Below are 13,810 nucleotides of genomic sequence, written 5' to 3'. Positions count from 1 at the left end.
ACGCGCACTCTTCTCAACCGTCATCCCCGCGAAGGCGGGGATCCATACCCTCCACAGATACGCGCTTTGGGAGTTGTGGATCCCCGCCTTCGCGGGGATGACGGCCGATCAAACGGAAGACGGCGAGGGGCTTTGCGGTTCACCTGGCCGTCGAGTACCTTACCTAAGGTGGGAGGTCGGGGCAGAACCCCGGCCTCCTCCCTCCAGAATATAATGCAGAGAGCTCCCGCCGGCAACACGCGCCGCGTGCAGCGCACACCGACTCGGGGCGCGGATTTGGCGCTACACCACCGCGTCGGCGCGCACGGCGCGGCTGCGCGGGCGCCAGATCGACAGGCATTCGGCCGCCGTGGCGCCGTTGCCGATGCCGTACCAGCCGGCGCGGTCGTTGAAGGCCAGCGTGTAGCGGCCGGTGCCGTCGCGCTCGAAGCGGAACACCGCGCGCTCGACCCCCGGCAGCATCACCAGCAGCCGGTCGTAGTCGCGTCCGCTCTCACGGATGATCCCCGCCCAGTGGCCGAGGCGCAGCTTGGGCTCCGCCACCGTCCCGAACTCGTCGAGGTCGGCGGGCGTGAAGCGGGCGCAGGAAAAGGCGACGACGGTCATGACGGGGCACACGGATCGCGGAAAACGTGCCGGGACGGTGGCCCCGATTGGTTAACCAGGAGTTAAGGTCTTGCCGAATTCACAGCCCCGGGTGGTGTCCCGGCCGGCCGAAAGTTGCCTTTTTCCGAGGCATTCATACGGCTTCCGTCGGATACCCCCATTCGTTGCACGGAAACTGTCCAGACTCGGTTGCGCATAGGCGATTCCTGTGATATTGGACCGCTCGCTTTCGCGGCCGGGGCCGTCGCAACAAGCACATCACCTCTCCTTAAGGCCCTGAAAATTCACCGTCTACCGAACTCATATTCGAGGGATCAGGTGGCTTCCGAAGGTACAGGCGTTTCCGAGCTCTCCGGCCGCTATTCCACGGCGCTGTTCGAGCTTGCGGATGACAACAAGGCGCTCGATCAGGTCGCAGGCGATCTGACCGCGCTGAAGCAACTCCTTGCCGAGAGCGCCGACCTTCGCCGCCTCGTCCAGAGCCCGGTGATCAGCCGGGGCGAGCAGGGGCGTGCCATGGCCGCGGTTCTGGACCGCGCCGGCGTGTCGGATCTGACCAAGCGCTTCATCGGGCTGGTGGCGAAGAACCGCCGGCTGTTTGCGCTGCCGGGCATGATCAACGGCTATCTGGCCGAGCTGGCGCGGCGTCGCGGCGAGACCACGGCGCACGTGACGGCCGCCAAGCCGCTGTCCGCCGCGCAGGTCGAGGCGGTCACCGACGCCCTCAAGAAGTCGGTCGGCTCCAAGGTGACGGTGAGCGTTACCGTCGATCCGGCGCTGATCGGCGGCATGATCGTGAAATATGGCTCGCGCATGGTCGACACCTCGGTGCGCACCAAGCTCGACAAGTTGCAACTCGCCATGAAGGCCTCAGGGGGACAAGTCTGATGGATATCCGCGCCGCAGAAATCTCTGCGATCCTCAAGCAGCAGATCGCGAATTTCGGGACCGAGGCGGACGTCGCCGAGGTGGGCCAGGTTCTGTCGGTGGGTGACGGCGTCGCCCGCGTGCACGGCCTGGACAACGTGCGCGCCGGCGAGATGGTGGAGTTCCCCGGCGGCCTGAAGGGCATGGCGCTGAACCTCGAGACCGACAACGTCGGCGTCGTGATCTTCGGCAACGACCGCGACATCAAGGAAGGCGACACCGTCAAGCGCACCGGCACCATCGTGGACGTGCCGGTCGGCAAGGGCCTGCTGGGCCGCGTGGTCGACGGCCTCGGCAACCCGATCGACGGCAAGGGCCCGCTGGTCGATGTCGAGCGCAAGCGCGTCGAGGTGAAGGCCCCGGGCATCATTCCGCGCAAGTCGGTGCACGAGCCGATGCAGACCGGCCTGAAGGCCGTGGACAGCCTGGTGCCGATCGGCCGCGGCCAGCGCGAGCTGATCATCGGCGACCGCCAGACCGGCAAGACCGCCGTCGTGCTCGACACCTTCATCAACCAGAAGCCGATCAACCAGGGCGACGACGAGAGCAAGAAGCTCTACTGCATCTACGTCGCCGTCGGTCAGAAGCGCTCGACGGTCGCCCAGATCGTCAAGTCGCTGGAAGACGCCGGCGCCATGGAGTACTCGATCGTGGTCGCCGCGACCGCGTCCGAGCCGGCGCCGATGCAGTTCCTGGCGCCGTACACCGGCTGCACCATGGGCGAGTTCTTCCGTGACAACGGCATGCACGCCGTGATCGTGTACGACGATCTGTCCAAGCAGGCCGTCGCCTACCGCCAGATGTCGCTGCTGCTGCGCCGTCCGCCGGGCCGCGAAGCCTACCCCGGCGACGTGTTCTACCTGCACAGCCGCCTGCTCGAGCGCGCGGCGAAGATGAACGACACGCACGGCGCCGGGTCGCTGACCGCGCTGCCGATCATCGAGACGCAGGCCGGCGACGTGTCGGCGTACATCCCGACCAACGTGATCTCGATCACCGACGGCCAGATCTTCCTCGAGACGACGCTGTTCTACCGCGGCATCCGTCCCGCCATCAACGTCGGCCTGTCGGTGTCGCGCGTCGGCTCCGCCGCGCAGATCAAGGCGATGAAGCAGGTCGCCGGCTCGATCAAGCTGGAACTCGCCCAGTACCGCGAGATGGCCGCCTTCGCGCAGTTCGCCTCGGACCTCGACGCCTCGACCCAGCGCCTGCTGGCCCGCGGCGCCCGCCTGACCGAGCTGCTGAAGCAGGGCCAGTACCAGCCGCTGCCGGTCGAGGAGCAGGTCGTCTCCATCTTCGCCGGCGTGAAGGGCTACCTCGACAAGATCAAGGTCGAGGACGTCACCCGCTTCGAGAAGAAGTACCTGGACGAGATCCGCTCGAAGGGCGCCGACATCCTGAACGCCATCCGCACCGAGAAGGCGATCAGCCCGGCCACCGAGGAGAAGCTCAAGGGCTTCCTCGAGGGCTTCACCAAGGTGTTCGTCTGATCTGAACCAAGAAGTCCGGGGCCGCGAGGCCCCGGACGTTCGGTTGCGGAACTCTCGCGGGATGAAGGGCCGGTATGCCTAGCCTCAAGGACCTCAAGAACCGGATCGCCAGCGTCCAATCGACGCGGAAGATCACTTCGGCCATGAAGATGGTGGCCGCCTCCAAGCTCCGCCGCGCGCAGGAGCAGGCCGAGGCGTCCCGCCCCTACGCCGAGCGCATGGGCCGCATGCTGGCGTCGCTCGCCGCCAACATCCAGAGCGGGGCCGGCGGCCCCAAGCTGATGACGGGCACGGGCTCCGACCAGGTGCAGCTTCTCGTTGTCATTTCCTCCGACCGTGGCCTGTGCGGCGGCTTCAACGGCTCCATCGTCCGCGAGGCGCGCCGTCAGATCCAGCGCCTTCAGGGCGAGGGCAAGACGGTGAAGGTGATGACCGTCGGCCGCAAGGCCCGCGACCAGCTGCGCCGCGACTACGCCTCGCTGATCATCGAGACCTACGAGGACGTCGGCCGCCGCAAGCTGTCCTTCGCCGACGCCGACGGGATCGCCAAGAAGGTCAACGAGATGTACGAGGCGGGCGAGTTCGACGTCTGCTCGGTCATCTACAACAAGTTCAAGTCGGTGATCACGCAGATCGTCACCGTCCAGCAGCTCATTCCGCTCGCGGTGCCGGACACGGCCGCCGACGACGAGGCTTCGGGCGAGGCGAAGGCAATCTACGAGTTCGAGCCGGACGAGGAGCAGATCCTCGCCGAACTGCTGCCGCGCAACCTGTCGATCCAGGTCTACCGCGCTCTCCAGGAGAGCGCCGCGTCCGAGCAGGGCGCGCGGATGACCGCGATGGACAACGCCACCCGCAACGCCGGCGACATGATCAACCGCCTGACGCTGACCTACAACCGGACGCGCCAGGCGTACATCACCAAGGAGCTGATCGAGATCATCTCCGGCGCCGAGGCGATCTGAGGCACTGCGTGATCCGCGGTTTCGTTTGACACATTCGAGTTCCGAGGGAGCTTTACCCCATGGCTAAGAACACCGAGGCCCAGGCCGCCACCAACACCAGCGGCCGGATCACCCAGGTCACGGGCGCCGTCGTCGACGTGCAGTTCGACGGCGACCTGCCGGCGATCCTGAACGCGCTGCACACCCAGAACGAGGGCAAGACCCTGGTTCTCGAGGTCGCGCAGCACCTGGGCGAGAGCACCGTGCGCACCATCGCGATGGACAGCACGGACGGCCTCGTCCGCGGTCAGGAAGTGGTCGACACCGGCGCCCCGATCGCCGTGCCGGTCGGCCCCGAGACGCTCGGCCGCATCATCAACGTCATCGGCGAGCCGATCGACGAGCGCGGCCCGGTCGGCAACAAGGCCGTGTCGCCGATCCACCGCGCGGCCCCGGAGTTCGTCGAGCAGTCCACCGAAGCCGAAGTGCTGGTCACCGGCATCAAGGTCGTGGACCTGCTGGCCCCGTACGCCAAGGGCGGCAAGATCGGCCTGTTCGGCGGCGCCGGCGTGGGCAAGACCGTGCTCATCATGGAGCTGATCAACAACGTCGCGAAGGCGCACGGCGGTTACTCCGTGTTCGCCGGCGTCGGTGAGCGCACCCGCGAGGGCAACGACCTCTACCACGAGATGATCGAGTCGGGCGTCATCAAGCTCGACGGCCCGGGCTCCAAGGTGGCCCTGGTGTACGGCCAGATGAACGAGCCGCCGGGCGCCCGCGCCCGCGTCGCGCTGACCGGCCTGACGGTCGCGGAGTACTTCCGCGACGAGGAAGGCCAGGACGTGCTGTTCTTCGTGGACAACATCTTCCGCTTCACGCAGGCGGGCTCCGAGGTGTCGGCGCTGCTCGGCCGCATTCCGTCGGCGGTGGGTTACCAGCCGACGCTGGCGACCGACATGGGCACGCTGCAGGAGCGCATCACCACCACCAAGAAGGGCTCGATCACCTCGGTGCAGGCCATCTACGTGCCCGCCGACGACCTGACCGACCCGGCCCCGGCCACCTCGTTCGCCCATCTGGACGCCACGACGGTGCTGTCGCGCCAGATCGCCGAGCTGGGCATCTACCCGGCCGTGGATCCGCTCGACTCCACCTCGCGCATCCTCGACCCGCGCGTCGTCGGCGACGAGCACTACAAGGTCGCCCGTGACGTGCAGCGCGTCCTGCAGACCTACAAGTCGCTGCAGGACATCATCGCGATCCTGGGCATGGACGAGCTGTCGGAAGACGACAAGCTGGTCGTCGCCCGCGCCCGCAAGATCCAGCGCTTCCTGTCGCAGCCCTTCCACGTCGCCGAGGTGTTCACCGGCACCCCGGGCGTGCTGGTGTCCATCGAGGAGACCATCAAGGGCTTCCGGGGCATCGTGAACGGCGACTACGACCACCTGCCGGAGGCCGCCTTCTACATGGTCGGCACCATCGACGAGGCCGTCGCCAAGGCCAAGAAGATGGCCGCCGAGGCCGCCTAAGGCCTCCTCTGGTCCTCTAAGTTGAAACGGCAACCCCCTCCCGTCCGGCAACGGCGGGAGGGCGGGTCGAGGGAGCCCCTGTCGCATGGCCGATAAAGTCGAATTCGAACTGGTGTCGCCGGAGAAGCTGCTGACCTCGCAGCCGGTGGACATGGTCGTGGTCCCGGGCACCGAAGGCGACTTCGGCGTGCTGGCCGGTCACGCGCCGATGATCTCCACCGTGCGTCCGGGCGTCATCGACGTCTACGAGGGCGACCGCATCATCGACCGCGTCTTCGTCGCCGGCGGCTTCGCCGAGGTGACCGAGACCCGCTGCACGGTGCTGGCCGAGCAGGCGCTGCCGCTCGCCGACATCGACCGCGGCAAGGTCGAGCAGGAGGTCAAGGACCTCTCGGAAGACCTGGACGACGCCAAGTCCGACGCCGAGCGCGCCGAGGTGGAGGCCAAGCTGGCCGTCGCCCGCGCCAAGCTCGACGCCGCCAGCGCCGGCAGCACGGCGCACTGACCGGGAAAACGTTTCCGGCCTGCGGCAACGTGGACCGGAGCGCTCCCGTTGCATTGCGGAATCAAGCCCATACATAGTTTTGTGGGTTGCGACGCCCTCCGACGTGGTCGGGGGGCGCTTTCGTTTCGGGACCCGGAATCCGGGGCCCGGATCTTGGGGAAGGGGAGCGGTCATGGCGGCGTTGCACTGGCGGTACGAGGACCTTCCCTGGGACAGCCTGGACCGCAGCCGGATCGATCCCGAACTGGTGCCGCTGATCAAGGCGGCGGCGCTGGTCGAGTTCAACGCCGACGACTACACCGCCTATCTCTGCAACGTCTTCAAGGACGACCCCGACTTCCAGCAGGCCGCCCACGACTGGGCGGTGGAGGAGGTGCAGCACGGCCGCGCGCTCGGCCGCTGGGCCGAGCTGGTGGACCCGTCCTTCGACTTCGAGCGCGCCGTCCGGCGCTTCCGCGACGGCTACCGCGTGCCGATCGACCTGACCGCGTCGATCCGCGGCTCGCGCAGCGGCGAGTTGATCGCCCGCTGCATGGTGGAGACCGGCACCAGCTCCTACTACACGGCCATCGCCGATTCGACCGACGAGCCGCTGCTGAAGCTGATCTGCCGCAACGTCGCCGCCGACGAGCTGCGCCACTACAAGCTGTTCTACGGCTATGCCAAGCGCTACCTGGAGACCGAGCGTCTCAGCACGTGGCAGCGCCTGAAGGTGGCGCTCGCCCGCATCGGCGAGACCGAGGACGACGAGCTGGCCTACGCCTACTACGCCGCCAACGCCGCCGAGGGGGTGCCCTACGAACGCAAGACCTTCAACGCGGCCTATGCCAAGCGCGCCTGGGGCCGCTACCAGGAACCGCACGTGGAGCGCGCCATCGCCATGGTCTTCAAGGCCTGCGGGCTGAAGCCGCACACCACGCCATTCAAGATGGCGACCAAGGTGGCGTGGTGGCTGATCGCCGGGAAGGCGCGGGCGTCGGCGAAGGCGGCGTAAACCTACCCGCCCCACGCGCTCAGGAGCGCCAGCGCGCTGAGCACCACCACCAGCGCCACGGCGATGTCGACGAAGATCTCGCCGTCGGGATCGGGGCGGCGGCGCATCTCAGCTCCCGCCGCGTAGGAAGAAGGCGGCGGTGATCGCCACGTTCAGCAGCGTGATGCCGACGCGGACGTGCGCCGGGTTCAGGCGCCGGCCGACCCGCGCGCCGGCGTAGCCGCCGGCCACCGCGCCGGCCAGCATCGCCAGCGTCTCCGGCCAGTGCACCGCGCCGGCCGCCACGAAGCACAGGACCGCCACGCTGTTGGTGACGCCGACCAGCAGCGTCTTGGCCGCGTTCATCGCCCGCACGTCGTCGATGCCGAAGACGCTCCACGCCGCCATCATCATGATGCCGACCGCGCCGCCGAAATAGCCGCCGTAGATGGCGATGAGGAACTGCACGGCCAGCAGCGGCCCGCGCCCCAGGCGGACCACCCGCCGCAGCGCCGCGCCGGCCCGGCGGCCGAACGCGAAGGCGAGGGTGGCCGTCAGCAGCAGCCAGGGAACCACCCCGTTGAAGGTCGCCGAGGAGGTCGCCAGCAGCAGCAGCGCGCCGAGGATGCCGCCGGCCAGGCTGACCGCCGACAGCGCACCGGTGCCGACGCCCTCGAACGGGCGGAACTCGGCGCGGTAGCCGACCGCGCTGGCGAGGCTGCCGGGGAACAGCGCGACGGTGCTCGATGCATTCGCCGCCACCGAAGGCACGCCGGCGCCGATGAGCGCCGGCAGGGTGACGAAGGAGCCGCCGCCGGCGATGGCGTTCATGGTGCCGGCGATAAAGCCGGCTGACGTCAGGAGGATGAGGCTGTTCATGCCGCGGAGCTTGATCCGCGACCGGCCGCGGCACAATGTGGGACATCCGCAGCCAGCCTTCGGAGAAACCGAAGCCTAGAGGAGGCCCCCGCGTGCGCTTCGACCTTGCCGATCTGCGCCTGTTCCTGCACATCGCCGAGTGCGGCAGCATCACCGCGGGTGCCGGACGGGCGCATCTGGCGCTCGCCTCGGCCAGTGCCCGGGTGCGCGGGATGGAGGAGGCGCTGGGCGTGGCGTTGCTGGAGCGGGGGCGCCGCGGCGTCGAGCCGACGCCGGCGGGACGGGCGCTGGTCCACCACGCGACGCTGGTGCTGCACCAGATCGAACGCATGCGCGGCGAGTTGGGCGATTACGCCAAGGGGCTGAAGGGGCGCGTGCGGCTGCTGTCCAACACCGCCGCGGCGGCGGAATTCCTGCCCGACCCGCTGGCGCGCTTCCTGACCGCCCACCCGAACGTCGACGTGGACCTGGAGGAGCGGCCGAGCCACGCCATCGTCGAGGCGGTGGCGGGTGGCCTCGCGGATCTCGGCATCGTCGCCGACACGGTGGCGCTGGGGGATCTGGAGACGCTGCCGTTCCGCGAGGACCAGCTGGTGGTGGTGACGTCGCGCGAGCACCCGCTGGCGTCGCGGCGCACGGTGACCTTCCGCGAGGTGATGGGCGAGCCGTTCGTCGGGCTCAACCCCGGCAGCGCGCTGCAGGAACACCTGAATCAGCATGCCGCGCGGGCCGGGCGCTTCCTGGCCTTCCGCGTCCGGGTGGGCGGTTTCGACGCGCTGTGCCGGCTGGTGGAGCGCGGCGTGGGCATCGGCATCGGCCCGGAGGCCGCGGCACGGCGGCATCGCCGCACCATGGCCATCCGCGTCGTGCGCCTGACCGATCCCTGGGCGCCGCGGCGGCTGACGCTGTGCGCCCGCCGCTTCGACGACCTGCCGCTGCACGCCCGCCGGCTGGTGGAGGAACTGCGGGCGTGAGCGCGCGGGTGATTACAGCGCCTTCTCCGCCGCGGCGTGCGCCGCCGCGAACTGCTCGTTGAGGAAGGGGCTGACCTCGCGGCAGGTGTCGGCGACGTGCCGGGTGCCCTCGACGTAGCCGATGCTGCGCTCCAGCGACCAGGAGCGCGGACGCTCCTTGGTGAGGGCGCGCAGGATGGAGATCTGCTCGGCCATCTTGATGCGCTTGGCGCCGGCCGGGGCGCCGGCGAGGCGCCTGGCCTGCGCCGCCTTGCGCTCCTGGATGGTGGCGGCGCCCAGGATGTCGTCGGGGTCGGTGACGCCGGCCACCAGCGCGGCGACCGCGTCGCCGAAGCGCTCGCGGATGGCGTCGAGGCTGACGTGCCCGTCCTCGACCATGTCGTGCAGCCACGCGGCGGCGACCTCGTCCAGCGAACCGCCGGCCTTGGCGACCAGATCGGCCGTCTCGCTGAGGTGCGTCACGAACGGGCTGGCGTCCGGACGGAAGCTGCCCTCGTAGGTCTCCGCCGCGAAGCGCAGGGCGGACGTGACGATGGAGGTGTCGGTCATTCGGGATCTCCCGTGTCCTCTTGGTCGGACCAGCTTACCGCGTTGATGTTGCCGGGAGATTGCGGCGGATCAACTGCGGCGATCCGCCCCAGGCGCGCAAACGAAAAGGGCGCCCTCGCGGGCGCCCTTCGTAGTTTGGCCGGAGCCTGGGATCAGACGTCCAGCAGCAGGCGGCGCGGATCCTCGATGCACTCCTTGATGCGCACCAGGAAGGTCACCGCTTCCTTGCCGTCGATGATGCGGTGGTCGTAGGAGAGCGCCAGGTACATCATAGGGCGCACCTCGACCTTGCCGTTGATCACGACCGCGCGGTCCATGGTCTTGTGCATGCCGAGGATGGCCGACTGCGGCGGGTTGATGATCGGCGTCGACATCAGCGAGCCGTACACGCCGCCGTTCGAGATGGTGAAGGTGCCGCCGGTCAGCTCGTCCATCGACAGCTTGCCGTCGCGGCCCTTCTTGCCCAGCTCGCCGATCTTCCCCTCGATCTGGGCGAAGCTCATCTTGTCGGCGTCGCGCACGATGGGAACCACCAGACCCTGCGGCGTGCCGACGGCGACGCCGATGTCGTAGTAGTTCTTGTAGACGAGGTCGGTGCCGTCGATCTCGGCGTTCACCGCCGGGATCTCCTTCAGCGCCTGGATCGCGGCGCGCACGAAGAAGGACATGAAGCCGAGGCGCACCTTGTGGCGCTTCTCGAAGTAGTCCTTGTACTCGTTGCGCAGCGCCATCGCCGCCGACATGTCCACCTCGTTGAAGGTGGTCAGCATGGCGGCGGTGTTCTGCGCCTCCTTCAGGCGTTCGGCGATGCGCTGGCGCAGACGGGTCATGCGGACCCGCTCCTCCTGCGCGGCGCGCGGACGCTCGCCCTGGGTGCCCGGCGCCCAGACGACCTTCGGCGCCGGGGCGGCGGCCGGAGCCGCGGCGGGAGCCGCAGCCTTAGGAGCCTGGGGCTTCTCCAGCGTGTCGATGACGTCGCCCTTGGTGACGCGCCCGTCCTTGCCGGTGCCGGCGATCTGCGAAGCGTCGAGGCCCTTCTCCTCGATCATCTTGCGGGCGGCCGGCAGCGGCTCGACGCCGGCCTTGGCGGCGGGAGCCGGAGCCGGCGCGGCGGCCGGGGCCGCAGCCTTCGCCGGGGCCGGGGCGGCCGCGGCGGCGGTGGCGACCGCGCCCTCGGTGATGATGCCGAGCAGCGCGGCGACGCCGACGTTGGCGCCTTCCGGAGCGACGATCTCGGCCAGCGTGCCGGCGACCGGCGCGTTGACCTCCAGCGTCACCTTGTCCGTCTCGAGCTCGACCAGCGGCTCGTCGGCGTTGAACGACGCGCCGACCGGCTTCAGCCAGCGGGCGACGGTGGCCTCGGAGACCGACTCGCCCAGGGTGGGGACCTTGATTTCGGTAGCCATGGTTCCTCTTGCGTCCTCTTTTTTTATGTCCTGGGGGTCAGCGAACCGTCAGCGCGGCGTCGATCAGCTTGGCCTGTTCGAGGTTGTGCCGCTTCAGCAGACCGGTGGCCGGCGCCGCGGCGGCCTCGCGGCCGACGTAGCTCGGGCGGGCCGCCTTGTGCTCGATCGACTTCAGGGTGCCCTCGATGCGGCGGTCCATGAAGTGCCAGTAGCCCTGGTTCTCCGGCTCCTCCTGGCACCACACCACGTCGGCGTTCGGGTACTTGGCAAACTCCTCGGTCAGGGTCGAGCGCGGGAACGGGTACAGCTGCTCGACGCGGACGATCGCCACGTCCTTGATGCCCCGCGCGGTGCGCTCGGCCAGCAGGTCGTAATAGACCTTGCCGGTGCACAGCACGACGCGGCGGATCTTGTCGTTGGCGGCCAGATCGGTCGCGGCCTCGCCCAGCACGCGGCGGAAGTGGCTGCTGCCGGTGAACTCCGACAGCGGCGAGACGCACAGCTTGTGGCGCAGCAGCGACTTCGGCGACAGCAGCACCATCGGCTTGCGGAAGTTGCGGCGGACCTGCCGGCGGAACGCGTGGAACAGGTTGGCCGGCGTGGTGATGTTGCAAATCTGCCAGTTGTCCTCGGCGCACATCTGCAGGAAGCGCTCGGGACGCGCCGAGGAGTGCTCGGGGCCCTGGCCCTCGTAGCCGTGCGGCAGCAGCATGACCAGGCCGGACATGCGCAGCCACTTCGACTCGCCGGACGAGATGAACTGGTCGATGATGGTCTGCGCGGTGTTGGCGAAGTCGCCGAACTGCGCCTCCCACAGAACCAGCTCGTTCGGCTCGGCCAGCGAGTAGCCGTACTCGAAGCCGAGCACCGCGGCTTCCGACAGCGGGCTGTCGTGCACCTCGAACGGCGCCTGATCCTTACGGATGTGGTTGAGCGCGATGTACTTCTCTTCGGTGTTCTGGTCGTAGACCACCGCGTGGCGGTGCGAGAAGGTGCCGCGGCCCGAATCCTGGCCGGACAGGCGCACCGGCGTGCCCTCGGCCAGCAGCGTGCCGTAGGCGAGGCCCTCGGCGGTCGCCCAGTCGATGTTCTCGCCGGACTCGACGGACTTCTTCTTGGCGTCGAGCTGGCGGGCGATCTTGGAGTTGAGCGCGAAGCCCTGCGGGATCTCGCACAGCTTCAGGCCGACCTCCTTGAGGACGTCGAGCGGCACGGCGGTGTTGCCGCGGTGCTCCTCGTCCAGCTTGGCGGCCTCCAGGCCGGACCACTTGCCCTCCAGCCAGTCGGCCTTGTTGGGCTTGTAGGTGTTGGCGGCCTCGTAGTCGTTCTCCAGGCGCTTCATGAAGTCGGTGACCATGTGGTCCGCTTCTTCCTGGGTGACGACGTTCTCGGCCACCAGCTGCTTGGCGTACAGCTCGCGGGCGGTCGGGTGCGAGCGGATCACCTTGTACATGATCGGCTGGGTGAAGCCCGGCTCGTCGCCCTCGTTGTGGCCGTGCCGGCGGTAGCAGACCATGTCGATGACCACGTCGCGCTTGAAGCGCTGGCGGAACTCCACGGCGATGCGCGACACGTGCACCACCGCCTCGGGGTCGTCGCCGTTCACGTGGAAGATCGGCGCCATCACCATCTTCGCCATCTCGGAGCAGTAGATGCCCGAGCGCGAGTACTGCGGGTTGGTGGTGAAGCCGATCTGGTTGTTGATGATGACGTGCACGGTGCCGCCGGTGCGGTAGCCGCGCAGCTCCGACAGGCCCAGCGATTCCGCGACGATGCCCTGGCCGGCGAACGCCGCGTCGCCGTGCAGCAGAATGCCCATGACCTCGTTGCGCTCGAAGTCCTTGCGCTGCTGCTGCTTGGCGCGGACGCGGCCGAGCACGACCGGGTTCACCCACTCCAGGTGCGACGGGTTGGCGTTCAGCGTCAGGTGGACGATGTTGCCGTTGAAGTCGCGGTCGGACGAGGTGCCCAGGTGGTACTTCACGTCACCGGAGCCCTGCACGTCCTCAGGGCTCGACGGGTTGCCCTGGAACTCCGAGAACACGGCGGAGAACGGCTTGCCCATGAAGTTGGTCAGCACGTTCAGGCGGCCGCGGTGGGCCATGCCGACGACCACTTCCTTCATGCCGAGCTGGCCGCCGCGCTTCAGGATCTGCTCCAGCGCCGGGATCATCGACTCGCCGCCGTCCAGGCCGAAGCGCTTGGTGCCGGTGTACTTGACCTGCAGGAACTTCTCGAAGCCCTCGGCCGCGGTCAGGCGCTCCAGGATGGCGCGCTTGCCGTTGACGGTGAAGTCGGTGTGGTTGCGGCCGCTCTCGATGCGCTCCTGGATCCAGGCCTTCTCTTCCGGGTCCTGGATGTGCATGAACTCGACACCGATGGTGCCGCAGTAGGTCTTGTTCAGGATGTCGAGGATCTGGCGCAGCGTGGCGCTTTCCAGGCCCAGCGAGTAGTTCAGGAAGATCGGCCGGTCCATGTCGGCCGGGCCGAAGCCGTAGGTCGCCGGGTCCAGCTCGGGGTGCGGCTCGCGCTTCTCCAGGCCCAGCGGGTCGAAGTGCGCGTTCATGTGGCCGCGCACGCGGTAGACGCGGATCAGCATCAGCGCGCGGATCGAGTCGAGCACCGCCTGACGCATCTGCTCGTGCGTGACGCCGCCGAACACCTGCTGGACGTGCTGCACCAGGCCGCCGTTGCCGGGGCCCGTCAGCGCCGTCGTGGCGGCCGCCGCGGTCTCATCGGCCGCGCCCAGGAGGATCTCCTCCGGCAGCGACCAGGACGCGCCGCGCAGTTCGTCGAGGACGGCGCGCGAATCGTCGTCCATCTCCTTGAAGAAACCGTTCCAGCTCGGATCCACCGAGGCCGGGTCCTTCAGGAAGCGGGCGTAGAGTTCGGCCACGTACTGTGCGTTCCCGCCGAACAGGAACGAGGACTTCTCCAGATTCACCGACATGGTTTTCGCCTCGGGCTGAGCGCCCGGTTCCCTAGAGTTTGTTCTTTTTCAAAGAGGCCCCCACCGGCGGCCGAAAGG

At 68.5% G+C, this 13,810-nt stretch carries 12 protein-coding genes; 7 read left to right on the top strand and 5 right to left on the bottom strand.

Going from position 1 to position 13,810, the window contains the following annotated elements:
* Positions 1-282: 282 nt before the first annotated feature.
* Positions 283-606 (bottom strand): hypothetical protein, encoded by a 324-nt coding sequence (locus tag TSO221_RS06785; RefSeq protein ID WP_109117723.1) that lies wholly within the window; start codon positions 604-606, stop codon positions 283-285.
* A gap of 318 nt (positions 607-924) precedes the next feature.
* Between TSO221_RS06785 and TSO221_RS06780 the strand changes: the two genes are divergently transcribed.
* From TSO221_RS06780 to TSO221_RS06755, 6 genes are all read left to right on the top strand, one after another.
* Complete coding sequence (locus TSO221_RS06780; RefSeq protein WP_109117722.1) at positions 925-1,494, top strand: F0F1 ATP synthase subunit delta; 570 nt, start codon at positions 925-927, stop codon at positions 1,492-1,494.
* Entirely contained in the window at positions 1,494-3,023 is a 1,530-nt protein-coding gene (gene atpA / locus TSO221_RS06775; RefSeq protein WP_109117721.1) for a F0F1 ATP synthase subunit alpha, read from the top strand. Before TSO221_RS06780 ends, atpA begins: the two co-directional genes overlap by 1 nt.
* 74 nt (positions 3,024-3,097) lie before the next feature.
* Entirely contained in the window at positions 3,098-3,988 is an 891-nt protein-coding gene (locus TSO221_RS06770; protein WP_109117720.1) for a F0F1 ATP synthase subunit gamma, read from the top strand.
* 59 nt (positions 3,989-4,047) lie between these two features.
* Complete coding sequence (gene atpD / locus TSO221_RS06765; protein ID WP_109117719.1) at positions 4,048-5,496, top strand: F0F1 ATP synthase subunit beta; 1,449 nt, start codon at positions 4,048-4,050, stop codon at positions 5,494-5,496.
* 85 nt (positions 5,497-5,581) lie between these two features.
* Positions 5,582-6,001: a F0F1 ATP synthase subunit epsilon gene (locus TSO221_RS06760; protein ID WP_109117718.1), complete on the top strand. Its 420-nt coding sequence runs from the start codon at positions 5,582-5,584 to the stop codon at positions 5,999-6,001.
* 172 nt (positions 6,002-6,173) lie between these two features.
* Positions 6,174-6,995 carry a ferritin-like domain-containing protein gene (locus TSO221_RS06755; RefSeq protein ID WP_109117717.1) on the top strand — a complete coding sequence of 274 codons (822 nt, stop codon included), beginning with the start codon at positions 6,174-6,176 and terminating at the stop codon, positions 6,993-6,995.
* A 108-nt stretch (positions 6,996-7,103) separates the two neighbouring features.
* On the opposite strand, the gene TSO221_RS06750 is transcribed toward TSO221_RS06755, so the two are convergent.
* Entirely contained in the window at positions 7,104-7,853 is a 750-nt protein-coding gene (locus TSO221_RS06750) for a sulfite exporter TauE/SafE family protein (RefSeq protein WP_109117751.1), read from the bottom strand.
* Positions 7,854-7,945: 92 nt separating this feature from the next.
* Between TSO221_RS06750 and TSO221_RS06745 the strand changes: the two genes are divergently transcribed.
* Positions 7,946-8,827: a LysR substrate-binding domain-containing protein gene (locus tag TSO221_RS06745; RefSeq protein WP_109117716.1), complete on the top strand. Its 882-nt coding sequence runs from the start codon at positions 7,946-7,948 to the stop codon at positions 8,825-8,827.
* Positions 8,828-8,839: 12 nt separating this feature from the next.
* On the opposite strand, the gene TSO221_RS06740 is transcribed toward TSO221_RS06745, so the two are convergent.
* The 3 genes from TSO221_RS06740 to TSO221_RS06730 form a co-directional block, all read right to left on the bottom strand.
* Complete coding sequence (locus TSO221_RS06740; protein ID WP_109117715.1) at positions 8,840-9,376, bottom strand: HD domain-containing protein; 537 nt, start codon at positions 9,374-9,376, stop codon at positions 8,840-8,842.
* A 152-nt stretch (positions 9,377-9,528) separates the two neighbouring features.
* The gene (gene odhB / locus TSO221_RS06735) at positions 9,529-10,782 is read right to left on the bottom strand and encodes a 2-oxoglutarate dehydrogenase complex dihydrolipoyllysine-residue succinyltransferase (protein WP_109117714.1); all 1,254 of its coding nucleotides are present in this window, start codon (positions 10,780-10,782) and stop codon (positions 9,529-9,531) included.
* Between the two features lie 37 nt (positions 10,783-10,819).
* A complete protein-coding gene (locus tag TSO221_RS06730; protein WP_109117713.1) occupies positions 10,820-13,732 on the bottom strand; it encodes a 2-oxoglutarate dehydrogenase E1 component in 2,913 nt (970 codons plus the stop codon).
* Positions 13,733-13,810: the final 78 nt, after the last annotated feature.

Source organism: Azospirillum sp. TSO22-1 (genome assembly GCF_003116015.1).
In the GTDB taxonomy this organism is placed as follows: domain Bacteria; phylum Pseudomonadota; class Alphaproteobacteria; order Azospirillales; family Azospirillaceae; genus Azospirillum.
The sequence above is the reverse complement of the archived record's forward strand: the minus strand, read 5'-3'. Positions and strand labels throughout refer to the sequence as shown.

Excerpts from the sequence above, each read along its gene's own strand:
- TSO221_RS06750 (WP_109117751.1), bottom strand. The coding sequence starts at position 7,853 with ATGAACAGCCTCATCCTCCTGACGTCAGCCGGCTTTATCGCCGGCACC.
- atpA (WP_109117721.1), top strand. The coding sequence starts at position 1,494 with ATGGATATCCGCGCCGCAGAAATCTCTGCGATCCTCAAGCAGCAGATC.
- TSO221_RS06770 (WP_109117720.1), top strand. The coding sequence starts at position 3,098 with ATGCCTAGCCTCAAGGACCTCAAGAACCGGATCGCCAGCGTCCAATCG.
- TSO221_RS06730 (WP_109117713.1), bottom strand. The coding sequence starts at position 13,732 with ATGTCGGTGAATCTGGAGAAGTCCTCGTTCCTGTTCGGCGGGAACGCA.
- TSO221_RS06740 (WP_109117715.1), bottom strand. The coding sequence starts at position 9,376 with ATGACCGACACCTCCATCGTCACGTCCGCCCTGCGCTTCGCGGCGGAG.
- odhB (WP_109117714.1), bottom strand. The coding sequence starts at position 10,782 with ATGGCTACCGAAATCAAGGTCCCCACCCTGGGCGAGTCGGTCTCCGAG.
- TSO221_RS06755 (WP_109117717.1), top strand. The coding sequence starts at position 6,174 with ATGGCGGCGTTGCACTGGCGGTACGAGGACCTTCCCTGGGACAGCCTG.
- TSO221_RS06760 (WP_109117718.1), top strand. The coding sequence starts at position 5,582 with ATGGCCGATAAAGTCGAATTCGAACTGGTGTCGCCGGAGAAGCTGCTG.
- TSO221_RS06785 (WP_109117723.1), bottom strand. The coding sequence starts at position 606 with ATGACCGTCGTCGCCTTTTCCTGCGCCCGCTTCACGCCCGCCGACCTC.
- atpD (WP_109117719.1), top strand. The coding sequence starts at position 4,048 with ATGGCTAAGAACACCGAGGCCCAGGCCGCCACCAACACCAGCGGCCGG.